This is a genomic window from Pseudomonas sp. Lz4W (assembly GCF_000346225.2).
In the GTDB taxonomy this organism is placed as follows: domain Bacteria; phylum Pseudomonadota; class Gammaproteobacteria; order Pseudomonadales; family Pseudomonadaceae; genus Aquipseudomonas; species Aquipseudomonas paraversuta.
Genome location: NZ_CP017432.1, coordinates 3,626,439 through 3,649,523 on the forward strand (window position 1 = coordinate 3,626,439; position 23,085 = coordinate 3,649,523).

Here is a 23,085-nt window from a genome sequence, read left to right on the forward strand (position 1 = left end):
TAAGTCGTACTTGCGTTCAGCTGCGGGTTAAAAAGGCGTCTGCCAGCAGCCGGTTGCGCGCCAGCCCCGCCAGAAACAAACGCTTGGCGAAGGCCTCGACACTGTCGGGGTGACCGCAGACCAAAGCATGGGTCTGGCGCGAATCCACCCTCAGCCCGGCCAGAAAGTCCGCTAACCGGGCACGTTCGACCCACTCGACCTGCAGATTTGGCTCAGCGGCCGCCAGCGCCTGCAGTTCAGCCTTAAGGTAGTGTTCAGCGGCATCCCGGGCCACATGGATCAGACGGATCGGCCCTTGATGGTCCTGACGCAGCGCCTCGCGCAGTACGCCATACAACGGCCCCAGCCCGGTGCCGGACGCCAGCAGCCAGAGCGGCTGCTCCTGCCAGTCGGGGTCGTAACGCAGGGCGCCGCCACGCAGCTCCCCCAACCGCAGCGGATCGCCAACCCGCAACTGACGTGCGGCGCTGACAAACTCACCGGCATGGGCGCAATCGAGGTGGAATTCCAGAAACCGCTCTTCATCCGGCAGGCTGGCTAGCGAATACGGACGCGCGACACCGCTGGCTGTCCACAACACCATATGCTGACCGGCGCGATAACGCAGCGAACGCCCGGGCAACAACCGCAAGCGCAACACCGTCGGGCTCAACCAGTCGACACTCAGCACCTCGGCGGGCAAGCCATCGCGGATCGGATCGAAGGCTTCAAGCTGCAAGTCCTCCACCACCTGACACTGACAGGCCAGGCGCCAGCCTTGTTCGCGCTGGGCGCGGCTCAATGCATCGGGCTTGAGATCGGCCGGCTCGCCACGCACACAACGCACCAGACAGGCATGGCAACTGCCGGCACGGCAGCTGTAAGGCACCGCCACACCGGCCTGATTGAGGCTATCGAGCAAATTGGCATCCTGGGGAACCGACCAGCGCCGGTCAGCGACGTGTAACTCGGGCACTTCATATGTCCTGTAAGAGATTCAGTGCTGCATGATAATCCGATAAGCCTGTAGCCGCTGCCTGCCACAGGCCGCGCAGCGGCCCCGAATGTGAAAAGCCAAGGTCCGGCGCAGCCTTCGCCAGCGGCTACAAATACCCCCGACCTTCGTTTATACCCCCCGCAGGTGTATCAAGTCGTACGCCGGGTTATACTGCCGCGCCTTTTTTGTACCGGCCCTCCGTGCCCGGTATGCCCAGCAAAGATGTTTTCGACAGACCGATAGACCCAGGTCGCAAACACCTTATTGAATGTTCCCGTCTTATAGAGGAGCGCGACCCATGACCGTGATCAAGCAAGACGACCTGATTCAGAGCGTTGCTGACGCCCTGCAGTTCATTTCCTACTACCACCCCGTGGACTTCATCCAGGCCATGCACGAGGCTTACCTGCGCGAAGAATCGCCAGCGGCCCGTGACTCGATGGCGCAAATCCTGATCAACTCGCGCATGTGTGCCACCGGCCACCGCCCGATTTGCCAGGACACCGGCATCGTCACCGTATTCGTGCGTGTGGGCATGGATGTGCGCTGGACCGGCGCCACCATGGGCCTGGACGACATGATCAACGAAGGCGTGCGTCGCGCTTACAACCTCCCGGAAAACGTCCTGCGGGCTTCGATCCTGGCCGACCCGGCCGGTGCTCGTCGCAACACCAAGGACAACACCCCGGCAGTTATCCACTACTCCATCGTTCCGGGCAACACCGTGGAAGTGGACGTAGCAGCCAAGGGCGGCGGCTCCGAAAACAAGTCGAAAATGGCCATGCTCAACCCGTCCGACTCGATCGTTGACTGGGTACTCAAGACCGTTCCGACCATGGGTGCAGGCTGGTGTCCACCGGGCATGCTCGGCATCGGTATCGGCGGCACGGCTGAAAAAGCAGCGGTAATGGCCAAGGAAGTGTTGATGGAATCCATCGACATCCACGACCTGATCAAGCGCGGCCCGTCCAGCCGTATCGAAGAGATGCGTATTGAGCTGTTCGAGAAGGTCAACCAGCTGGGCATCGGCGCCCAGGGCCTTGGCGGCCTGACCACCGTGCTCGACGTAAAAATCATGGACTACCCGACCCACGCCGCTTCCTTGCCGGTGTGCATGATCCCGAACTGCGCGGCCACCCGCCATGCGCATTTTGTGCTCGACGGTTCCGGCCCGGCCGAACTCGAGGCACCACCGCTGGACGCCTACCCGCAAATCGTCTGGGAAGCAGGTCCATCGGCACGCCGTGTAGACCTGGACACCCTGACCCCGGAAGACGTGCAAAGCTGGAAGCCGGGCGAGACCGTTTTGCTCAACGGCAAAATGCTCACCGGTCGCGACGCTGCGCACAAGCGCATGGTCGAAATGCTCAACCGCGGCGAAACCTTGCCGGTCGACCTCAAGGGTCGCTTCATCTATTACGTGGGCCCGGTTGATCCGGTCGGCGACGAAGTAGTGGGGCCTGCCGGTCCGACCACAGCCACGCGGATGGACAAGTTCACCCGCCAGATCCTGGATCAGACCGGCCTGCTGGGCATGATCGGCAAATCCGAGCGCGGCCCGACCGCTATCGAAGCGATCAAGGACCACAAAGCCGTGTACTTGATGGCGGTTGGCGGTGCAGCGTATCTGGTGGCTCAAGCCATCAAGAAATCCCGCGTAGTCGCCTTTGCCGAACTGGGCATGGAAGCGATCTACGAGTTCGACGTAAAAGACATGCCGGTTACCGTGGCTGTCGACAGTAAAGGCGAGTCGGTGCACATCACCGGCCCGGCAATCTGGCAGAAGAAAATCAGCGAAAGCCTGGCCGTTGAAGTGCAGTAAGCCCTTCTAAGCCAGACACAAAAAAACGGCCGGGTTAATCACCCGGCCGTTTTTTTATGCCACTTCACTGTAGGAGCGAGCTGGCTCTCGAGCTTTTCGTTGCTGCGCTAAAAAGTGCGCTCCTGCAGGATGTTAAAACGCGTTACGGAAGATTTCTTCAATCTGCCCCTGATCTGCCTTGCGCGGGTTGGTAAAACCACAGGCATCTTTCAGCGCGTTGGTTGCCAGAATCGGGATGTCATCCAGCTTGGCCCCCAGATCCCGCAGCCCCGCCGGAATTTCAACATCCTTGGCCAGGGTCCGAATCGCCGCAATGGCTGCTTGCGCACCCTCCTCCGGACTCAAACCCCGTACATCGGCGCCCAGCGCGTGGGCCACGTCGGTCAGGCGAGCCGCACACACATGAGCGTTAAAGGTTTGCACATGGGGTAGCAGTACCGCGTTGCACACCCCGTGCGGCAAGTCATAGAAGCCACCCAACTGGTGCGCCATGGCGTGCACAAACCCCAGCGACGCATTGTTGAACGCCATGCCCGCCAGGAACTGCGCGTAGGCCATGTTCTCCCGGGCGGTCAGATCCTTGCCGTCGGATACTGCCTGACGCAAGTTCTGACTGATCAGCTCCATGGCTTTAATTGCACAGGCATCGGTAATCGGGTTGGCCGCCGTCGACACATAGGCTTCAATGGCGTGGGTCAGCGCGTCCATACCGGTCGCAGCCGTAAGCCCCTTGGGCATTGCCACCATCAGTTGCGGGTCGTTGACCGACAGCAGCGGTGTTACGTTGCGGTCGACAATTGCCATTTTCACATGGCGCTCTTCGTCAGTAATGATGCAAAAACGCGTCATCTCACTGGCCGTACCCGCCGTGGTGTTGATCGAAACCAGCGGCAGTTGTGGTTTGGCCGACCGATCGACGCCTTCGTAATCACGAATATGCCCGCCGTTGGTGGCGCACAGCGCAATCCCCTTGGCACAGTCGTGGGGCGAACCGCCGCCCAGCGAGACAATAAAGTCGCATTGATGCTGCTTGAGGACCTTCAGGCCCGCCTCTACGTTGCCAATGCTCGGGTTCGGCTTGGCGCCGTCGAAAACCACCGAATCGATATCCTGCAAGCCCAGCTTTTCTGCGATCAGCGTCGCTACCCCGGCCTTGGCCAGCCCGGCATCAGTCACGATCAGCGCCTTGCGAAACCCATAATTGCGAATCGCGCTCATCGCTTCATCCAGACAACCGTTACCCATTATGTTCACGGCGGGAATAAAAAATGTGCTGGTCATGGCGAGTCCTCTAAGGCGGGGTGCAGCCCGCGACGCTGAATAAATCCATGTGCATAGCTTCAACCTGTTTTGGTACACCAATGTTGATCTGGCTCAACACTTGAGCGTGATAAAGTCCTGCTTTGCCCCCGCCTTGAGACGATATTTGCCATGACCCCCTTCCAGGAATTTGATGCAGAACTAGAAGACTGGAATGCACTGAGCACCGGCACAGCGTGCAGCGGACTGCTGATTGGTAACGGCGCAAGCATGGCCGTGTGGCATGACTTTTATTACGACTCGCTATTCGAAAAAGCCAAAAGCGTCGCCGAAAAGCCCCTCAGCCAGACCGAACTCAGCGTGTTCGAAGCACTGGGTACGCGCAATTTCGAGCACGTGTTAAGTGCACTCAAAACCGCAAGCAAGGTCAACAAGGCCCTGGCCATCAACTCGGCTTCGCCGCGCAAACGCTACTACGCCATCAAGGAAGCCTTGATCAACAGCACCCAGGACGTACATATCCCCTGGCGCCTGATGCAACCCGAAACCCTGGCATGCTGGAACCAGGAGCTGGCGCGCTACGCCACGGTGTACTGCTCCAACTACGACCTGCTCACCCCCTGGGCTGTGATGCAGGCGCCAAAACAGTTCAATGACTTGTTCGACAGCCCCGGGGCTACCTTCGAACTGGGTGCAGCACTGGGCAAGAGCAAATCCACCCGCGTGCTTTACCTGCACGGCGGCCTGCACTTGGTGAAAAACCAGGAAGGCAAGGCGCGCAAGATCAACGCCACACCACCCGTGCTGCTAAGTAACTTCGCGATTAATCACTCGATCAGCGCCCTGGACGATGTGCCGCTGTTTGTCAGCGAAAGCAACAGCGACGACAAGCGTAAATCCATTCGTCACTCAGATTACCTGTCGTTTTGCCATGAACAGTTGATGACCCACAAAGACAGCTTGTGCATCTTTGGTCACAGCCTGGGAGAGCAGGATCAGCACCTGATTGATGCCCTGCGCCAGGCGCCGCTGAAAACCCTGTGGATCTCGATTTACCCGCGCAACGAAGCCTTTATCCGCTTTCAGAAGCACCACTACGCGGCGCTATTTGCAGACAAAAAGCTGACATTACGCTTCTATAATTCGAAAACCCACCCGCTTGGCTACACCAGGCACTCGGTGCCGGTGGAGGTCTGAATCCGTTCCCCTCCCGCAACGGGAAAAGGGCCCGCAATCCCTAGTCATTCCTGCTATTGACCACCACCAGCAACTGCGCCTGAACCTGCCCCACCGAACGTAAACGGTGGGGCTTTTGGGCGTTGAAATGCAAGGCATCGCCCTTCTGCAAAATGACCCGCTCAGTCATGAAGTCCACCTCTACTGCCCCCTCATGCACGAACAAAAACTCTTCGCCCGCATGCTCCTTGAAGCTGGGATCGGCGAATTCGAAAGGGGGGAACATCATGAACGGCAACAGGTTGCGCTCGCTGACCTGATGCGCCAGCACTGCATAACCGGGTGACTGCCCGGTGCCCGACAGCAACTGGCGCTGATCACTTCTCACCAGGCTGTAGTTGTCCAGCCGTGCGCTGTCCTCCGAGAACAGCTCCTCGACGTTCACATTCAGCGCCCTGGCCAATTTAAGCGCCGCGGCGATCGACGGCGTATTAAGCCCGCGCTCAACTTTGGACAGGTAACTCTTGGTCATGCCGGATTTTTCGGCCAGCACCTCAAGGGTAACGCCCAGTTTTTTTCTGAGTAATTTCAAGCGGATAGACATGTATAGCAATTAATCCATCAAAGGAGACGCGGGTTTCTCTTGCCAATGACACTTTGTGTCATATAGCCTCTTAAGTGTCATATGCGCTGCCCCGCCACTTTCCAGGCTACGGGGCAGGCAATCCGGCAATCACTGCAAAGGACACCGACATGGCCAAGACATTAGCACTCCCGAAAGAGCAGCTGGTCAAGCAAGCGCTTGTACAGATGCAAAATACGCTGGCGGATAATACGTGGACTGACCGGCAAAAGCTGGCCCTGACCTGCCGCATCCTCTTTGAAAACGGCCACGACTCTGGTCTGGCCGGGCAAATCACGGCTCGCGGGCCACAACCCGGCACCTATTACACCCAACAACTGGGCCTGGGATTCGACGAAATAACTGCCGGCAATCTACTGCTGGTCAATGAAGACCTGGAAGTACTCGAAGGCCACGGCATGCCGAACCCGGCCAACCGCTTTCACAGCTGGGTCTACCGCGCCCGCCCGGATGTGAACTGCATCATCCACACTCACCCGACCCACGTAGCCGCACTGTCGATGCTGGAAGTGCCGCTTGAGGTGTCGCACATGGATCTCTGCCCGCTGTACGAAGACTGCGCTTTTCTGCAAGGTTGGCCGGGGGTGCCGGTGGGTAATGAAGAAGGTGAAATCATCACCCGGGCGCTGGGCGCCAAACGCGCGATCCTGCTCTCGCACCACGGCCAGTTGTCGAGCGGGGCCAGCATCGAAGAAGCCTGCGTGATCGCGCAACTGATCGAGCGCGCCGCCAAGCTGCAACTGCTGGCGATGGCGGCCGGCACTATCAAACCCGTCGAGCCGGCGCTGGGTCGCGAAGCCCATGACTGGATCAGCCGTCCTAAACGTCACGCTGCCGCATTCAATTACTACGCCCGGCAAAACCTGCGTCGTCATGCCGATTGCCTGAACTGAGCCCACCTACCTGTTGAAACGGAGATACTTCATGTCGACCTCAAACATTCACGGCATCATCGGTTACACCATCACCCCGTTTACCGCCGACGGCGAACAGATTGACCTGAGCGCACTGGGACGCTCCATCGACCAACTGATCGACAGCGGTGTTCACGCCATTGCCCCCCTGGGCAGCACCGGCGAAGGCGCGTACTTGAGCGACGCCGAATGGGATCAAGTCAGCCAGTTCACCCTGGCCCATGTCGCCAAAAGGGTACCGACCATAGTCAGTGTGTCCGACCTGACCACCGCCAAGGCTGTGCGGCGCGCGCGCCTTGCCGAGCAATATGGCGCCGATGTGGTGATGGTCTTGCCGGCCGCCTACTGGAAACTCAGCGAAGCCGAAATCCTCGCTCACTACCGCGCCATTGGCCACAGCATCAGCACTCCGATCATGCTCTACAACAACCCGGCCACCAGCGGTACGGACATGTCGGTCGAATTGATCCTGCGCATTTTCAATGCGGTTGAAAACGTCACCATGGTCAAGGAAAGCACCGGCGACATTCAGCGCATGCATCGCCTGCAACAGCTGGGCGAGGGGCAGATCCCGTTTTATAACGGTTGCAACCCGCTGGCACTGGAAGCGTTCGCGGCCGGAGCCAAAGGTTGGTGTACGGCTGCACCGAACCTGATTCCGGCACTCAATCTGGGGTTGTATGAAGCGGTACTGGCCAACGACCTGAAAACAGCCCGCGAGCTGTTCTATCGCCAATTGCCACTTCTGCAGTTCATTCTAAAAGGTGGCTTGCCCGCAACTATCAAGGCAGGCCTGCGCCTAACCGGCATTGAGGCTGGAGACCCGCGCCTGCCGGTATTTCCACTGTCTGAAAGCGCCGTTTCACAATTGCAGCAAATCTTGAAAATCCTGCGCTGACGCTCCCGCAACACCCGGCCTGCTGCCGAAAATGACACTGATGTTTTGCCCTTGAAAACCCAGTGACACCTTCGCCAGCAGGCTCAAACCAACGGGGTCATCAAAACTTTTCTTTGATCTGCGTGGTCGGCCCGTTGGTTTTGACGCTGGCTATGCCTTTGTCCCGTGCCGCCTCGGCGCTGTACTGCTCGCTGGTACCAATGATCTGGTGATTCGCCGCCTTGAGGTTGAAGTACGGCTTGCCGTCTTTGGCGACCTTCTTCTCATAGCGCTCATCATGGGGGCTATTGGCCTGCACCGAGGCAATCCCGGCTTTGGCCGCCGCCAGGGTGGTGTAGTGCTCACTGACCAGAATCGTTTCGGCGTTTGCCGCCTTCAAGACAAAACGGAACTGTCCGTTGCTGGTTTTGCTCAACTCGTACCAACCTGACATAACCACTCTCCTGCTGTAGTAGGGATTTTTCCCTTCTTCAGTAAAGCGGCCACAGGGTATTTAGCCATTTATCCGCCGCAATAAGCGCAAAGATGAATTTCCAGCGAGACAAATAGCAATAATTCTCGATACCATTCGCGACTTGTTTGCATCGCTGCATCCTTAAGGATCTTCATGTCCCGCTTCAAACCTGACCCGCCAGTGGCCGAATCCTTGCGTGAGTTCTACACACAGATTCTGCACTTCCTGCGCAAACGCACGGACAACGCCAGCGATGCAGCTGACATGACCCAGGATGTATTCACCCAATGGCTGGGTTATCAGGACCGGGCCAAAGTCGAGCAGCCGCGGGCCTTTCTGTTCCAGATGGCGCGCAATCTGTTACGCGATCACTGGCGTCGCCAACAGGTACGCCAAGCGGTGCACAGCGAACAGAGTGCGGGTCAACCCGAGCCCCTGACCGACGAGAGGGATGAGCCGATGGCTGGCGCACAACGCCTGCAATATCTCGAGCAACTCAAAGCCGTGCTCGCAGAACTCTCGCCCAGACGCCGCGAAGCCCTTATGCTGCATCGTTTTGAAGGCTTGAGTCAGGCGCAGATTGCCGAACGTATGGGGATCTCCGTCAGCATGGTGGAAAAGCACATTGCCTTTGCCTTGCTTCACTGCAAGCGACATTTACAACGGGACAGCGGCAAGGAGCAGCCACAATGACCCCTTTTCAAATGACCGCTCACGAGAGCATCGACGCACAGGCGGCCACCTGGTTTGCGCGTAATCGCAATCAACCCGACAGCAATTGCCGCGAGCAATTCAACAGCTGGAAGGCCGTCCCTGCCCATGCCCGGGCATATGCCGAATTTGAGTCTCTGTGGGCCGATCTCGGCGAACTCAAGCAGTTGAATAAACCCGTGCCCCTGCCCCGGCGCCGTCGCTCAGTGCTTGCCCTGGCAACGGCCGCAGCAGTGTTATGCGCCGTGTTTGCACTCAATATCGGTACCCCGGTACAGCTGCATCAACAACAGATCGCAACCCAGAGTCAGGACGCAAAAACCGTCAGACTGCCCGACGGCAGCACCTTGACCGTCAATGCCAACACCCGTTTGCGCATCGACTTCAGCGCCAGTCAGCGGGACATCTATCTGGATCGGGGCCAGCTCTATATCGAAGTGGCCGCCAATAAGGAACAGCCGCTGGTGGTACACGCCGGCCATGCGCGGGTACGGGTCGTCGGCACAGGTTTTGATGTGCGCCGCAGCCAGCGTCAATTGGTGGTGAGTGTCGCCCACGGGCAAGTCGCGTTTATCCCCGATGGCAAGTCGGCCGCCTTGCTGGGCGCCTCACAGCGTGCCACTTACGACTACGCCAAAGGCTCGCTTGAGGAGCAAAGTCTCAGCCCGGGTGAAGTGGCTGACTGGCGCAGCGGGCATCTGTCCTTTCGCAATCGTGAACTGGCCAGCCTGGTGGACGAGCTGGACTTATACCGCCCCGGGGTGATCGAGCTGGCAGACGGCCCGCTTGGCCGCTACAAGGTCTCGGGCAATCTGGATGTCAGTGACCCCTTGGCGCTGGTCAAGGCTTTACCCGCGCTGATCCCGGTGAAAAATCACCTGCTGGATAACGGAAAAATCCGTATCGAGCCCCGCTAAAAAACATATGCGAATATTTTTCATTCGCATATGTGGTTTTCTCTTTGTGCCGCGTCTTCCTTCGGTCTGCTAACGCATGTCTTTTTTGGCCTTTGTTGCCGCACCGGGGGATTTCATGTTTCGCGCACCACATCACTTCTCGCACTTGTGCACACGTACTGGATTGCTCGCTGCGTGTATGGCGGTCAGCCTGCACGCCCATGCCGAATCGATCCAGTTGCAACTGCCGGCGCAATCGCTGGCCAGCTCATTGAGTGATGTGGCACAGCAGGCAAAAATCCAGCTGCTGTTTGACGAAGCCTTGTTACGCAATGTACAAGCCCCGGCCCTAAGTGGCACTTTCAGCCCGCAAGAGGCGATCAACCGGTTGCTCAAAGGCACGGATTTCAGTCTGATCCAGGTCGACCGCACCTATGTTGTGCGCCCCCGGGAAGAAGGCATCACCACCAGCAACAGCCTGGAGCTGGGCGCGGTCAGCGTGGTGGGCAACGGCAACGAAGTCGACTCCAGCAACGTCGGCAAGTCGACCATGACCCAAACCGAAATCAACAGGTATCAGGCCAATAACATTCCCAGCCTGCTGGCCACCTTGCCGGGCATCAACCTCGGCGGCTCCCTGAAACCGGGCGGCCAGACCATCAACATCTGGGGCATGGGCGAAGCCGAAGACGTCCAGATGACCGTTGATGGCGCGACCAAAAGCGGTTTTGAGCGCTACAAGCAAGGCACGATCTTCATCGAACCTGAACTGATCAAACGCCTTGCAGTCGAAAAAGGCCCCCACGATTTCCGCACCGGCAATGGCGGTTTTGGTGGCGTCGTGCACATGGAAACCAAAGACGCACCGGACCTGCTGGAAGAAGGCAAAGACCTGGGCGCCATGCTCAAGTACGGTTACAGCAGCAACGACCATCAACAGGTCTACAGTGGCGCCGCCTACGGCCGGACCGAGGATGGCCGCGCCGATGCGCTGGTGTACTACACCAAACGCGACGGCGATGACATGAAGCTCGCGGATAACATGCCCAACCCCGGCAATGTCTACCCGGTGAACCCCTTGCGCCTGCCCAATACGGCCCAGGACCTGGATGCGCAACTGCTCAAGCTCAACCTGCACCTGACCGACGAGCACAGCGTCGCAATGTCCTACTCGCAATCGAACAACCACTTGTGGGTCCCGTTCTCGGCTGTCAGCTACCCGGCGCCGCCGAGCCAGGCCAACATCGATAAATACGGTTACGACATTGCTTCGCAGCGCTACCTGTCCACCCGTTCGACCGTCGACACCACCTGGTCGGCCAAATACAACTACGAGCCCATCGATAACCCTCTGCTTGATCTGGAAGTGAAGTACTCGCACTCCAACACCGAGCAGACCGACGAGCGCGGCGAACAGGCCTTCATCCAGCCCACCAGCGGCGGGCGCAAGATGGAAACCGGCTACACCGATGACATGCTCCAGATCGAAAACATCAGCCTGTTTGCCACCGGCCCCCTGGACCATGCAGTCACCACCGGCGTGCAGTTTCGCAAGCATGAACGCGATGTGAACATGTGGATGCCGGGCAAGACCTACGAAGTAGAAAAATACAACTATGGCCATTACCAGCCAGGCTTTATGCCCGCCGGCAAGGTGGACACCAACAGCTTTTATATCCAGGACGCCATCACCCTCGGTGATTTCACTCTGACGCCGTCGATGCGCTATGACCATGTTCGAAATCGTGGCCAGGAGAACGATGCGCCCTACTACAACCACCTGGAACTGGGCCATGACTACAGCGCCAAAACCTACACCGGCTGGTCGCCGCGCCTGTCAGCGTTCTGGAAAATAACCCCGCAGACCGCCCTGTTTGTCGACTACAGCAAAACCTGGCGCGCCCCGGTGATCGACGAACAGTACGAAGTCCAGGCCATTGGCGGCCGAACGTCCACCAGCCTCGGCCTCAAACCGGAGCGCATCACTGGCTGGCGCGGGGGCAATATCACCACGTTCGATCAGATCTTTGGCGACAGCGACCACGCACTGATCCGCACCACCCTGTTCAGCAACAAGATCGACGATGAGATTTTCAAAGCCACGGGCGTGGGTTGTGCAGCGCAAACCGCGTCAGGCGGCATGACACAAGACTGCGGCCCCAACATGCCGAACTACCGCAACATTGGCAGCGTGACCATCAAGGGCTTTGAGATCGAAAGCTTCTACGAGGCCACTTACCTCTTCGGATCGCTGTCGTACGCATGGATGACCGGCAAACACCAAGGCGCCTACACCAATCCCTGGGGCCCCGACGTATGGGCCCGAGATGTTCCTGCGCCCAAGTGGGTGGCCGTACTGGGCACGAAAATTCCGGCCTGGGATGCCCGAATCGGCTGGAAAGGCGAGTTCGTGCGCAAGACTGACCGCTTGCCGAGCGATAACTACTACAGCAGCGATATCAGTGCCCTGGGCGACCGCTACTGGGACCACTACGACAATGACGGCTACAACGTACAGGGCCTGTTTGCCAACTGGAAACCGACTCAGCCCTACCTCAAAGGCACCGAGGTCAACTTCACGGTGGATAACCTGTTCAACAAGAGCTATCGCCCGATGCTCAGCGGAGAAAATGCCTACAGCCAGGGCCGTAACGCCAAAGTCAGCGTGACCCGGTTCTTCTAAAACTGCAGATACCTCGCACACCGACCTCAGGACAGCTTCGCCACCGGATGCAGCCTGTCGGCAGCGGCTACAAGAGAGTGGCTCAACCCTGCTTGCGCCCCACCAAATTCAATTCCGGCGCCTGCACCCGGCGCTGGCTCAGGTAGCGGCTGCAACTTACCCGCAGGAACGAGGCGAAGTTGACCACTTCGCCCCGATAATCCATCACCTCTTCGTAGAGCTTGGCCACCAGCTGGTTGGTGGTCATGCCATCGGTTTCAGCAATCTCGCTGAGGATGTCCCAGAACTGGTTTTCCAGGCGCAAGGTGGTGACCACGCCGCAAATACGCAAGGAGCGCGAGCGCGACTCGTAAAGAATCGGATCGGCTTTGACATATAGCTCACACATGGTCGCACCCTCTTCTTACAAGGTAATGGTCGTACCCAACAACCCAAGAAACGCCGCCAGCCAGGCAGGATGCGCCGGCCACGCAGGCGCCGTCGCCAGGTTGCCTTGCACATGGGCCTTGGTCACGTCGATATCAATGTAAGTACCGCCGGCCAATCGCACTTCCGGGGCGCAGGCCGGGTAAGCACTGCACTCGCGGCCTTGCAGCGTTCCGGCAGCCGCCAGCAATTGCGCGCCATGGCACACAGCAGCAATTGGCTTACCGGCCTTATCGAATTCACGAACCAGTTCCAGAACCTTTTCGTTCAACCGCAGGTATTCCGGAGCTCGGCCACCTGGTACCACCAGCGCGTCATAGTCACTGGCCCGGACTTTGTCGAAATCGAAATTCAGGGCGAATAGATGACCCGGCTTCTCGCTGTAGGTCTGATCGCCCTCGAAGTCATGAATCGCCGTGCGAACGGTCTGCCCCGAGGTTTTGCCGGGGCACACTGCGTGAACCTGATGACCCACCATCAACAGCGCCTGAAACGGCACCATCACTTCGTAGTCTTCAACGTAGTCGCCAACCAGCATCAGAATTTTTTTCGCCGCCATGGTGAGTTCTCCTCCGGGGTAAGCCTTGGACTGATAAGAGTAGCCAAGGTACCCCCTGAGGGCCCACGCGGGTAATAGCCAGGTACTACGTGCCCGCCCGCAGGCTTGTTACAGGCCTACTTCAACAAACCGTCCGCCTGCAGCAAGGTTTCCAGGCAGTGCTCCTGAATGTTGTAAAACGCCTTGAGCTCCTGGATTTTCACCAGCAACTGCGCCGGGTCCAGGGGTTCGTCGCGTTTTACCGCGAGGATCATTTTGTTTTTGTTGGTGTGCTCCAGGGAAATGAACTCAAACACTTTGGTTTCATATCCGCAGGCCTCAAGGAACAGTGCACGCAAGCTGTCGGTGACCATTTCGGCCTGCTGGCCAAGATGCAACCCGTATTGCAGCATCGGCTTGAGCAGCGCCGGGCTCTGGATCTGCAGGCGAATCTGCTTATGGCAGCACGGCGAGCACATGATGATCGCCGCCCCCGAACGAATGCCCATATGAATCGCATAGTCGGTGGCAATGTCACACGCATGCAGGGCGATCATCACGTCAATCGGGGTCGGCGCAAAGCTGCGTACGTCACCATGCTGAAAGGACAGGCCCGGGTGCTCCAGGCGCTGGGCGGCGTTGTTGCACAGCGTGACCATGTCTTCACGCAGCTCAACCCCGGTGACCACACCTTCAGCCTTGAGGCTGTGACGCAGGTAATCGTGAATGGCAAAGGTCAGGTAACCCTTGCCCGAACCGAAATCCACCACCTTGACCGGTTGATCGAGCTTGAGCGGCGAGTTGCTCAAGGCGTGGGAAAACACCTCGATGAATTTGTTGATCTGCTTCCACTTGCGCGACATCGCCGGGATCAGTTCTTGCTGCTTGTTGGTGACCCCCAGATCCGCCAAAAACGGCCGGGTCAGGTCCAGGAAGCGATTTTTCTCACGATTATGCTCAGCCGAAGGCAGTTCACGCTCCTGCTGGCTTTTACCTTTGAACAGCGAGCTTTTGCCCTTTTTGCTGTATTCCAGCTGCACTTCGTCGGTCAGGGTCAGCAAATGCGCGTTTTTAAACGCTTCAGGCAACAGCCCGGCGATATTGGCCACGCCCTCTTCAAGGGGGAAGTTCTTGGTGATATCGCGGGTTTTGTAACGGTACACAAACGACAGACAAGGCTGATCCTTGACCGTGACTTGCTTGATGATGATCCGCTGCAGCTCGGCCTCTGGCCCGACATACTTGGCCAGTACCAGTTTGATAAAGGAGTTCTGGGCCAGGCCGGTTTCCAGCAAGTGCAAAAATTGCGCACGATGATCCGGCACAGACGGGGCGGTGGTAGCAGTCACTGACATTGAAAAAGGTGCCTCGGGGGATGCAGGAGGGGGAATCTGAAAAGCAATGGCGGCTATTTTAGGCGCGTTCGCCGCCAGGGGCACGGGGTTATTTCAGCCAGCGGCGATTACAACATCACCAGCCGATTGGGCAATTGATTGCGCGGATGGGTTTTCGGCACATGCCGCTCCAGCAGTTCGGCACAGGCATCGATGCAGGAAATAAAGCCTTCAGCCGTATGACCCAATGCCACACGGCGCGTGAAATCACTGACGATGCTGCCCCAATCGCTGTCGTCCAGATGTTGCGATATCCCTTCGTCCACCAGAATTTCGACATAGCGCTCGGCTTCGCTGACAAAAATCAGCACGCCGGTGCGGTCCCGGGTGTGATGCAGTTTTTGTTCGAGAAACTGTCGCCGGGCAAGATTGCTCGCGCGCCAATGCCGAATGCGCGGCGGGATCAAGCGGGTGGTGATGGCCGGCAGACGAAAGATCAGGCTGAGGAAGACGAAGCAGGCCCACTGCAACATCAGCAAGCCGTAAATCTGCAGACCGCCGATCAAAAAATGCACCAGAGCGGGTACCACCAGGGCGATCAGGCTGGCCCATAACAAGGGGATATAGCTGTAATCATCCGCGCGCGGCGCCAGCACGGTGACAATTTCGGCGTCGGTACGCTGTTCGGCGCGGGTTACCGCGTCGGCAACCTGCTGTTGTTGCTGTGGGGTAAGTAAAGCCATGAGTGTCGATGCCCGTTAAATAAGTGAATTACCAGCCGCCGGAAGCTCCGCCGCCGCCAAAACTGCCGCCGCCACCCCGAAAGCCGCCACCGCCTGCGCCACCGAAGCCCCCGCCACCGAACCCGCCGGAGCGGGTGCCACCGCCGCCGCCCGAGTTGCAAATGCCGTAAAACTGGCAGACAGCCACGACCACAACGAACAACAGAAATAACAGCAACACCACACCGGGGTGCTCGGTCATCAAGTCACTGCCATCGCCCTGCCCGCTGGCGTAGGCCGGCTCAGGCACGGGATCGCCACCCAACACTTGCAGGATCGCGGCAACACCGTCGCTGATGCCCTGGCTGAAGTTACCGGCTTTAAAGGCCGGGGTAATGATCTGATTAATGATGACCGAGGATTGCGCATCGGTCAGGCGGCCTTCCAGACCGTAGCCGACCTCGATCCGCAGTTTGCGGTCATCACGCGAGACGATCAGCAGGGCGCCGTTGTTTTTATCCTTTTGCCCGATACCCCAGGCCCGGCCCAACTGGTAGCCGAAATCCTCAATGGGAGTCCCTTGCAGATCCGCCACCGTAACCACCACCACTTGCTCGCCGGTGGCTTTTTCGTGGGCTTCCAGTGTTTGCGCCAGTTGCTGGCGTGTGGCGGGGTCGAGCATCTGCCCGTCATCCACCACCCGCCCGCTCAGCGTCGGAAAAGTGAGTGCCTGTGCGGTGGCTATAAATAGCCACAGCAACAGACCCAAACCCGGTTTTGATACGCGCATCAGCACCTCGGCAGCTTGCCCCCCAGTAAGTGCAGGGTCAGGCGGTGGTTAGAACTTCACTTCCGGGGCTTTGTCGGCATCCGGTGCGGTGGCCTCGAAAGTCGGGCGAATCGGCAAGTCGCTGTACATCACGGCATGCCACAAACGGCCGGGGAAGGTGCGGATTTCGGTGTTGTAACGTTCAACTGCCTGGATGAAGTCGCGACGGGCCACGCTGATGCGGTTTTCCGTGCCTTCAAGTTGCGACTGCAAGGAGAGGAAGTTTTGATTGGACTTGAGGTCCGGATAGCGCTCGGACACCACCATCAGACGGCTCAAGGCTCCGGTCAGCTGGTTCTGTGCATCCTGGAACTGTTTGAGTTTTTCCGGATTGTTCAGGGTGCTGGCATCCACCTGGATCGACGTTGCCTTGGCCCGTGCCTCAATCACCGCGGTGAGGGTCGCCTGCTCTTGCCTGGCCGCACCTTTGACCGTTTCCACCAGGTTGGGGATCAAGTCGGAACGCCGCTGGTATTGGTTCTGCACTTGCGACCAGGCCGCCTTGACCTGCTCGTCCAGGGTCGGAATGGTATTGATCCCGCATCCCGCCAGCAGACTGCTCAACGCCAGCAGCGCGATGACTTTCCAGCCCGAGGACCTAACGCTTTGTAATTCCATGCTTGTGACGCTCCGAAATAACCCGATTGAGTTTATTGACCGCATACCCTGTGGAAAAACTCCCTCACCGTGACTGAATATCTCCCGGCAACACTGGATTGCTGGTAGCTAATCAGCTAAAAGACTGCCTGCCATGTGGGAATACTTACCTTAACGATAGGGTAATTTTTAAGTTAAGTAGTCCTTACATCCCCCACAGAACAATATCGCTTCAAAAGCGCGGGCCATCCCTCGCTTTAAGAGAGCGGCCGCGTAGAAGAATGTCATGAGAAATATGTATTTGCTGGGCCTGGCCCTTAGCCTGGCCAGTCACTCGGTTTTAGCCCAGAACCCGCCGACACCGCTCCCGCCCAAAGATGTGTTTGTGGCTGATCTGCTCAAACAAATGACGGTCGATGAAAAGATCGGCCAACTGCGCCTGATCAGCATCGGCCCGGAAATGCCCCGCGAGATGATTCGCAAGGAAATCGCTGCAGGCCGTATCGGCGGCACGTTCAACTCGATCACCCGCGCCGAAAACCGTCCGATGCAGGATGCCGCTCAACGCAGCCGCCTGAAAATCCCGATGTTTTTTGCCTACGACGTGATTCACGGCCATCGCACCATTTTCCCTATCAGCCTGGCCCTTGCCTCCAGCTGGGACATGGACGCCATCGGCCTGAGCGGCCGGATTGCCGCCAAAGAAGCCAGCGCCGACGGTATTGACCTGACCTTCGCGCCGATGGTCGACATTGCCCGCGACCCGCGCTGGGGGCGCACCTCGGAAGGTTTTGGCGAAGACACCTACCTGGTATCGCGCATTGCCAAAGTCATGGTCCACGCCTATCAGGGAGTTTCACCCGCCCTGCCCGGCAACATCATGGCCAGCGTCAAGCACTTCGCCCTGTATGGCGCAGTGGAAGGCGGCCGGGACTACAACATCGTCGACATGAGCCCGGTGCGCATGTACCAGGACTACTTGCCTCCGTACCGCGCCGCAATTGATGCCGGCGCTGGCGGGGTGATGGTGGCGCTGAACTCGATCAATGGTATCCCGGCCACCGCCAACATGTGGTTGATGCAGGATCTGCTGCGCAAGGACTGGGGCTTCAAAGGGGTCGCCGTCAGCGACCATGGCGCGATCATCGAGCTGATCAGGCACGGCGTCGCCAAGGACGGGCGCGAAGCCGCCAAGCTGGCAATCAAGGCCGGCATCGACATGAGCATGAACGACAAGGTCTATGGCGAAGAATTGCCGGGCTTGCTGAAGTCGGGCGAAGTGCCACAAAGCGATCTGGATAATGCGGTGCGCGAAGTGCTCGGGGCCAAATACGACATGGGTCTGTTTGCCGACCCGTACCTGCGGATCGGCAAGGCCCAGGACGATCCGGCCGATGCCAACGCCGATAGCCGCCTGCACCGGCGCAAAGCCCGCGAAGTGGCGCGCAAGAGTCTGGTCCTGCTGAAGAACCAGGACCAGACCCTGCCACTGAAAAAACAGGCACGCATCGCTCTGGTGGGCCCGTTGGCCAAGGCACCGATCGACATCATGGGCAGCTGGGCGGCCAATGGCCAGCCGGCGCAATCGGTCACCGTGTTTGACGGCATGCGCAACGCACTCGGCCAGCAGGGCACGCTGATTTATGCCCGGGGCGCCAACATCACCGACGACCAGAAAATCGTCGACTATCTGAACTTCCTGAACTTCGACAGCCCGGAAGTGACCAACGACCCGCGCCCGGCCCATGTGATGATTGACGAGGCGGTCAAGGCGGCGCAGCAGGCCGATGTGGTGGTGGCTGTGGTGGGCGAGTCGCGGGGCATGTCCCACGAGTCGTCGAGCCGCACCAGCCTGGACATGCCAGCCAGCCAGCGCGCCCTGATCACCGCCCTCAAGGCCACTGGCAAGCCGTTGGTGCTGGTGCTCATGAATGGCCGGCCGCTGTCGATCGACCTGCAACAGCAGCAGGCCGATGCCGTGCTGGAGACCTGGTTCAGCGGTACTGAAGGCGGCAATGCCATTGCCGATGTCCTGTTCGGCGACTACAACCCCTCCGGCAAGCTGCCCATCACCTTCCCGCGCTCTGTGGGGCAGATTCCGACCTACTACAGCCACCTGAGCATTGGCCGGCCCTTTACCCCGGGCAAGCCGGGTAACTACACCTCGCAGTACTTCGACGAGGCAAACACCCCGCTGTACCCGTTTGGCTATGGCCTGAGCTACACCGATTTCAGCCTGTCGGCCGTCAGCCTGTCCGCCAAAACCCTGAAACCCGGGGCATCACTGACCGCCAGCGTGACCGTGAAAAACACCGGCAAGCGCGATGGCGAAACCGTGGTCCAGCTCTACCTGCATGATGTCGCCGCCTCCATGAGCCGGCCGCTCAAGGAGTTGAAGGACTTCCAGAAAATCATGCTCAAGGCCGGAGAGCAGAAAGTCGTGCAGTTCAACATCGACGAGAACGCGCTGAAGTTCTACAACCCGCAATTGAAATACGTCGCCGAGCCCGGTGAGTTCGAGGTGATGATCGGCCTTGATTCGCAGAACGTGCAGCAAAACAGCTTCCAATTGTTGTAATTTCCCGCATCTGCCGCAAAGGTCAGCCAAGGCCTTTGCGGTGTCTTGAAACACCAATATCCCCTTGACCTTTCCTATCTTTGCACGCGCCTGAAAATGCGTTCGGACAGCGCTGTTTTTTGTGGTAGGGTTCGCGCCCTCAAAATTCAGTCCGGGGCGTTTAATCCGGCAAAATTTGGTGACAAACGGTCTGAAGCCTAGCCCATGGGGCCTACACGGTTTTTTACGCTTTCATACACAAAACACGCAGTGATTCAAGCCAAGATCCTACGTTGCAGAGACTCGGCAAAACGCATATCTTGTATCTATTCGGCCAAACAACCCCACATATAGGGTTTTAGGCCAAAAACCCAACACAACTCAGACGAGAATTTCAAGTCCTTTTCTCGCGCCTGTCGGGTTTGAGTAAACACGCTTTTAAAGTCCAAACCGCGCATGCGGATGGCAGCCGGTTTCCAGCGTAAAAGCCGGAAAGCGGCCCGGGTGTTGCAGTAAAAATACTGTCACCCATCAGGAACAGGATTTGCGCCGGTACGCGCAACGCCAGGACTTCGGCACGGAAGCGGCTTAACCCCCCTTTCTGTACGTCCCGAAGTTGTTATACCCGGCTTGATCGTCGGTTGTAGTGCTTCAGGACGGAACGGTGGGCCCCCAAAAGGTGCCCAAACAAACATAGAGAATGTGGAGACACCCCCCCATGCAAACCGACACAACTCGCGAGAACTCGCAGGGTTCCGATTCAAATCTGGATCTGTCTGCGACCGCGCCAGGCCAATTGCGCGTGATCAAACGTAACGGGACTGTTGTTCCTTACACCGATGACAAGATCACCGTCGCCATCACCAAAGCGTTTCTCGCAGTTGAGGGTGGCAAAGCTGCCGCCTCGTCCCGCATTCACGACACTGTTGCGCGCCTGACTGAACAAGTCACCGCGACCTTCAAGCGTCGCATGCCATCGGGTGGCACCATCCACATCGAAGAAATCCAGGACCAGGTTGAACTGGCCCTGATGCGCGCCGGCGAGCAAAAAGTGGCTCGCGACTACGTGATCTACCGCGATGCCCGCTCCAAGGAGCGTGCTAACCGCGCCCCGGCCGAAGACACTGTCCAGGCTCACCCGTCGATTCGTATCACCCGCGCTGACGGCACGTTCGCACCTCTGGACATGGGCCGCCTGAACACCATCGTCACCGAGGCCTGCGAAGGTCTGGCAGAAGTTGACGGCGACCTGATCCAGCGCGAAACCCTGAAAAACCTCTACGACGGCGTAGCCCTGAGCGACGTCAACACCGCCCTGGTGATGACCGCCCGCACCCTGGTAGAGCGTGAGCCAAACTACTCCTTCGTAACCGCTCGCCTGCTGATGGACACCCTGCGTGCCGAAGGCTTGAGCTTCCTCGAAGTGGCAGAAAGCGCGACTCACCACGAGATGGCCGATCTGTACGCCAAAGCCCTGCCGGCCTACATCGCCAAAGGTATCGAGTTCGATTTGCTGAACCCGGTGCTGGCGACCTTTGACCTGGAAAAACTGGGCAAGGCGATCAACCACGAGCGCGATCAGCAGTTCACCTACCTGGGCCTGCAAACCCTGTACGACCGTTACTTCATCCACAAGGATGGCGTGCGTTTCGAACTGCCGCAGATCTTCTTCATGCGCGTGGCCATGGGCCTGGCAATCGAAGAGAAGCAAAAAGAAGACCGTGCCATCGAGTTCTACAACCTGTTGTCGTCCTTCGACTACATGGCTTCGACTCCGACCCTGTTCAACGCCGGCACCCAGCGTCCACAGCTGTCCAGCTGCTACCTGACCACAGTTCCGGATGACCTGTCGGGCATCTACCACGCGATCCACGACAACGCCATGCTGTCCAAATTCGCCGGTGGCCTGGGCAACGACTGGACTCCGGTACGTGCACTGGGTTCATGGATCAAGGGCACCAACGGCAAATCCCAGGGCGTGGTCCCGTTCCTCAAGGTAGTGAACGATACCGCCGTAGCCGTTAACCAGGGTGGCAAGCGCAAAGGCGCTGTCTGTGCCTACCTGGAAACCTGGCACATGGACATCGAAGAGTTCATCGAGCTGCGCAAGAACACCGGTGATGACCGTCGTCGTACCCACGACATGAACACCGCCAACTGGATCCCTGACCTGTTCATGAAGCGCGTCTTCGATGACGGCCCGTGGACCCTGTTCTCGCCATCCGAAGTACCGGACCTGCACGACCTGACCGGCAAGGCCTTCGAAGAGCGTTACGAGTACTACGAAGCCCTGTCCCAGTACCCGGGCAAGATCAAGCTGTTCAAGACCATTCAGGCCAAAGACCTGTGGCGCAAGATGCTGTCCATGCTGTTTGAAACCGGCCACCCGTGGCTGACCTTCAAAGACCCGTGCAACCTGCGCAGCCCGCAGCAGCACGTGGGCGTGGTCCACAGCTCGAACCTGTGCACCGAGATCACCCTGAACACCAACAAGGACGAAATCGCGGTCTGCAACCTGGGCTCGATCAACCTGCCGAACCACATCAAGGACGGCAAGCTCGATACCGACAAGCTCAAGCGCACCATCGATGTAGCCGTACGCATGCTCGATAACGTAATCGACATCAACTACTACTCGGTGCCACAAGCCCGCAACTCGAACTTCAAGCACCGTCCGGTCGGCCTGGGGATCATGGGCTTCCAGGACGCGCTGTACCTGCAGCACATTCCATACGCCTCGCAAGCGGCCGTGGAATTTGCCGACAAGTCGATGGAAGCGGTCAGCTACTACGCGATCCAGGCGTCCTGCGACCTGGCAGACGAGCGTGGCGCTTACGAGACGTTCCAGGGTTCGCTGTGGTCCAAAGGCGTACTGCCACTGGACTCGCAACAGATCCTGATCGAACAGCGCGGCCAGAAGTACATCGACGTTGACCTGAACGAATCCCTGGATTGGGCACCGGTTCGCGCCCGTGTTCAGAGAGGCATCCGTAACTCCAACATCATGGCCATCGCACCGACCGCCACCATCGCCAACATCACTGGCGTATCGCAGTCGATCGAACCGACTTACCAGAACCTGTACGTGAAATCGAACCTCTCGGGCGAATTCACCGTGATCAACCCGTACCTGGTTCGCGACCTCAAGGCCCGCGACCTGTGGGACTCGGTCATGATCAACGACCTGAAGTACTACGACGGTTCCGTGCAGCAGATCGAACGCATCCCGCAAGAGCTTAAAGAGCTGTATGCCACTGCGTTCGAAGTCGACACCAAGTGGATCGTTGACGCCGCCAGCCGTCGTCAGAAGTGGATCGACCAGGCTCAGTCGCTCAACCTGTACATCGCCGGCGCTTCGGGCAAGAAGCTGGACGTGACCTACCGCATGGCCTGGTACCGTGGTCTGAAAACCACTTACTACCTCCGTGCCCTGGCCGCGACCAGCACCGAGAAGTCCACCGTCAACACCGGCAAGCTCAACGCGGTGTCCAACGGCAACAACAGCGAAGACGTGGTTGCCGCGCCTGCCGGTCCTGCACCGGTGCCAAAGGCTTGCGCCATTGACGAGCCGGATTGCGAAGCTTGCCAATAAGCTGAGCCGTCAGACGGCTTGACCGCCTGACCGAAACCCCCGTTAAACCCTGGTAAC

General features: G+C 58.6%; 19 protein-coding genes. 9 read left to right on the forward strand and 10 right to left on the reverse strand.

The window, feature by feature from the left end; all coding sequences use genetic code 11:
* Positions 1-16 precede the first annotated feature (16 nt).
* The gene (locus B195_RS16570; RefSeq protein ID WP_003441138.1) at positions 17-955 is read right to left on the reverse strand and encodes an iron-sulfur-binding ferredoxin reductase; all 939 of its coding nucleotides are present in this window, start codon (positions 953-955) and stop codon (positions 17-19) included.
* A 319-nt stretch (positions 956-1,274) separates the two neighbouring features.
* Here B195_RS16570 and B195_RS16575 point away from each other — a divergent pair, with 319 nt between their 5' ends.
* Entirely contained in the window at positions 1,275-2,798 is a 1,524-nt protein-coding gene (locus B195_RS16575; RefSeq protein WP_003441135.1) for a fumarate hydratase, read from the forward strand.
* 132 nt (positions 2,799-2,930) lie between these two features.
* Here B195_RS16575 and yiaY read toward each other — a convergent pair whose 3' ends face one another.
* Entirely contained in the window at positions 2,931-4,079 is a 1,149-nt protein-coding gene (yiaY, locus tag B195_RS16580) for an L-threonine dehydrogenase (protein ID WP_003441132.1), read from the reverse strand.
* Positions 4,080-4,229: 150 nt separating this feature from the next.
* Here yiaY and B195_RS16585 point away from each other — a divergent pair, with 150 nt between their 5' ends.
* Positions 4,230-5,255 (forward strand): DUF4917 family protein, encoded by a 1,026-nt coding sequence (locus tag B195_RS16585; protein ID WP_003441129.1) that lies wholly within the window; start codon positions 4,230-4,232, stop codon positions 5,253-5,255.
* Between the two features lie 40 nt (positions 5,256-5,295).
* Here B195_RS16585 and B195_RS16590 read toward each other — a convergent pair whose 3' ends face one another.
* Positions 5,296-5,838 carry a helix-turn-helix domain-containing protein gene (locus tag B195_RS16590; protein ID WP_003441127.1) on the reverse strand — a complete coding sequence of 181 codons (543 nt, stop codon included), beginning with the start codon at positions 5,836-5,838 and terminating at the stop codon, positions 5,296-5,298.
* Positions 5,839-5,987: 149 nt separating this feature from the next.
* Between B195_RS16590 and B195_RS16595 the strand changes: the two genes are divergently transcribed.
* The gene (locus B195_RS16595) at positions 5,988-6,770 is read left to right on the forward strand and encodes an aldolase (protein ID WP_003441123.1); all 783 of its coding nucleotides are present in this window, start codon (positions 5,988-5,990) and stop codon (positions 6,768-6,770) included.
* Positions 6,771-6,801: 31 nt separating this feature from the next.
* Positions 6,802-7,689 (forward strand): dihydrodipicolinate synthase family protein, encoded by an 888-nt coding sequence (locus B195_RS16600; protein ID WP_003441121.1) that lies wholly within the window; start codon positions 6,802-6,804, stop codon positions 7,687-7,689.
* 100 nt (positions 7,690-7,789) lie between these two features.
* Here B195_RS16600 and B195_RS16605 read toward each other — a convergent pair whose 3' ends face one another.
* Positions 7,790-8,122: a YegP family protein gene (locus B195_RS16605; RefSeq protein WP_003441118.1), complete on the reverse strand. Its 333-nt coding sequence runs from the start codon at positions 8,120-8,122 to the stop codon at positions 7,790-7,792.
* A 174-nt stretch (positions 8,123-8,296) separates the two neighbouring features.
* On the opposite strand from B195_RS16605, the gene B195_RS16610 reads away from it, so the two are divergent.
* The 3 genes from B195_RS16610 (at position 8,297) to B195_RS16620 (ending at position 12,433) form a co-directional block, all read left to right on the forward strand.
* Positions 8,297-8,836 carry an RNA polymerase sigma factor gene (locus B195_RS16610; protein ID WP_003441114.1) on the forward strand — a complete coding sequence of 180 codons (540 nt, stop codon included), beginning with the start codon at positions 8,297-8,299 and terminating at the stop codon, positions 8,834-8,836.
* Complete coding sequence (locus B195_RS16615; RefSeq protein WP_003441111.1) at positions 8,833-9,771, forward strand: FecR domain-containing protein; 939 nt, start codon at positions 8,833-8,835, stop codon at positions 9,769-9,771. Before B195_RS16610 ends, B195_RS16615 begins: the two co-directional genes overlap by 4 nt.
* A 115-nt stretch (positions 9,772-9,886) precedes the next feature.
* A complete protein-coding gene (locus B195_RS16620) occupies positions 9,887-12,433 on the forward strand; it encodes a TonB-dependent receptor (RefSeq protein WP_037001426.1) in 2,547 nt (848 codons plus the stop codon).
* A gap of 82 nt (positions 12,434-12,515) precedes the next feature.
* Here the strand turns inward: B195_RS16620 and B195_RS16625 are convergent, their stop codons facing one another.
* The 6 genes from B195_RS16625 to B195_RS16650 form a co-directional block, all read right to left on the reverse strand.
* Complete coding sequence (locus tag B195_RS16625; protein ID WP_003441106.1) at positions 12,516-12,821, reverse strand: ribbon-helix-helix domain-containing protein; 306 nt, start codon at positions 12,819-12,821, stop codon at positions 12,516-12,518.
* Positions 12,822-12,836: 15 nt separating this feature from the next.
* Positions 12,837-13,418 carry a DJ-1/PfpI family protein gene (locus B195_RS16630; protein WP_003441103.1) on the reverse strand — a complete coding sequence of 194 codons (582 nt, stop codon included), beginning with the start codon at positions 13,416-13,418 and terminating at the stop codon, positions 12,837-12,839.
* 116 nt (positions 13,419-13,534) lie between these two features.
* The gene (locus B195_RS16635) at positions 13,535-14,752 is read right to left on the reverse strand and encodes an SAM-dependent methyltransferase (RefSeq protein WP_003441101.1); all 1,218 of its coding nucleotides are present in this window, start codon (positions 14,750-14,752) and stop codon (positions 13,535-13,537) included.
* Between the two features lie 107 nt (positions 14,753-14,859).
* Positions 14,860-15,474: a TPM domain-containing protein gene (locus B195_RS16640; RefSeq protein WP_003441098.1), complete on the reverse strand. Its 615-nt coding sequence runs from the start codon at positions 15,472-15,474 to the stop codon at positions 14,860-14,862.
* A 28-nt stretch (positions 15,475-15,502) separates the two neighbouring features.
* Positions 15,503-16,243, reverse strand: a complete 741-nt coding sequence (locus B195_RS23200) for a YgcG family protein (RefSeq protein WP_003441095.1) — start codon at positions 16,241-16,243, stop codon at positions 15,503-15,505.
* Positions 16,244-16,291: 48 nt separating this feature from the next.
* A complete protein-coding gene (locus B195_RS16650) occupies positions 16,292-16,900 on the reverse strand; it encodes a LemA family protein (RefSeq protein WP_003441093.1) in 609 nt (202 codons plus the stop codon).
* Between the two features lie 265 nt (positions 16,901-17,165).
* On the opposite strand from B195_RS16650, the gene bglX reads away from it, so the two are divergent.
* Positions 17,166-19,457 (forward strand): beta-glucosidase BglX, encoded by a 2,292-nt coding sequence (gene bglX / locus B195_RS16655; RefSeq protein ID WP_003441090.1) that lies wholly within the window; start codon positions 17,166-17,168, stop codon positions 19,455-19,457.
* A 697-nt stretch (positions 19,458-20,154) separates the two neighbouring features.
* Complete coding sequence (locus tag B195_RS16660; RefSeq protein WP_003441086.1) at positions 20,155-23,028, forward strand: ribonucleoside-diphosphate reductase subunit alpha; 2,874 nt, start codon at positions 20,155-20,157, stop codon at positions 23,026-23,028.
* Positions 23,029-23,085 lie beyond the last annotated feature (57 nt).

Bases quoted from the DNA above. Each gene is read 5' to 3' on its own strand.
- B195_RS16575 (WP_003441135.1), top strand. From the start codon at position 1,275: ATGACCGTGATCAAGCAAGACGACCTGATTCAGAGCGTTGCTGACGCC.
- yiaY (WP_003441132.1), bottom strand. From the start codon at position 4,079: ATGACCAGCACATTTTTTATTCCCGCCGTGAACATAATGGGTAACGGT.
- B195_RS16585 (WP_003441129.1), top strand. From the start codon at position 4,230: ATGACCCCCTTCCAGGAATTTGATGCAGAACTAGAAGACTGGAATGCA.
- B195_RS16590 (WP_003441127.1), bottom strand. From the start codon at position 5,838: ATGTCTATCCGCTTGAAATTACTCAGAAAAAAACTGGGCGTTACCCTT.
- B195_RS16595 (WP_003441123.1), top strand. From the start codon at position 5,988: ATGGCCAAGACATTAGCACTCCCGAAAGAGCAGCTGGTCAAGCAAGCG.
- B195_RS16600 (WP_003441121.1), top strand. From the start codon at position 6,802: ATGTCGACCTCAAACATTCACGGCATCATCGGTTACACCATCACCCCG.
- B195_RS16605 (WP_003441118.1), bottom strand. From the start codon at position 8,122: ATGTCAGGTTGGTACGAGTTGAGCAAAACCAGCAACGGACAGTTCCGT.
- B195_RS16610 (WP_003441114.1), top strand. From the start codon at position 8,297: ATGTCCCGCTTCAAACCTGACCCGCCAGTGGCCGAATCCTTGCGTGAG.
- B195_RS16615 (WP_003441111.1), top strand. From the start codon at position 8,833: ATGACCCCTTTTCAAATGACCGCTCACGAGAGCATCGACGCACAGGCG.
- B195_RS16620 (WP_037001426.1), top strand. From the start codon at position 9,887: ATGTTTCGCGCACCACATCACTTCTCGCACTTGTGCACACGTACTGGA.
- B195_RS16625 (WP_003441106.1), bottom strand. From the start codon at position 12,821: ATGTGTGAGCTATATGTCAAAGCCGATCCGATTCTTTACGAGTCGCGC.
- B195_RS16630 (WP_003441103.1), bottom strand. From the start codon at position 13,418: ATGGCGGCGAAAAAAATTCTGATGCTGGTTGGCGACTACGTTGAAGAC.
- B195_RS16635 (WP_003441101.1), bottom strand. From the start codon at position 14,752: ATGTCAGTGACTGCTACCACCGCCCCGTCTGTGCCGGATCATCGTGCG.
- B195_RS16640 (WP_003441098.1), bottom strand. From the start codon at position 15,474: ATGGCTTTACTTACCCCACAGCAACAACAGCAGGTTGCCGACGCGGTA.
- B195_RS23200 (WP_003441095.1), bottom strand. From the start codon at position 16,243: ATGCGCGTATCAAAACCGGGTTTGGGTCTGTTGCTGTGGCTATTTATA.
- B195_RS16650 (WP_003441093.1), bottom strand. From the start codon at position 16,900: ATGGAATTACAAAGCGTTAGGTCCTCGGGCTGGAAAGTCATCGCGCTG.
- bglX (WP_003441090.1), top strand. From the start codon at position 17,166: ATGAGAAATATGTATTTGCTGGGCCTGGCCCTTAGCCTGGCCAGTCAC.
- B195_RS16660 (WP_003441086.1), top strand. From the start codon at position 20,155: ATGCAAACCGACACAACTCGCGAGAACTCGCAGGGTTCCGATTCAAAT.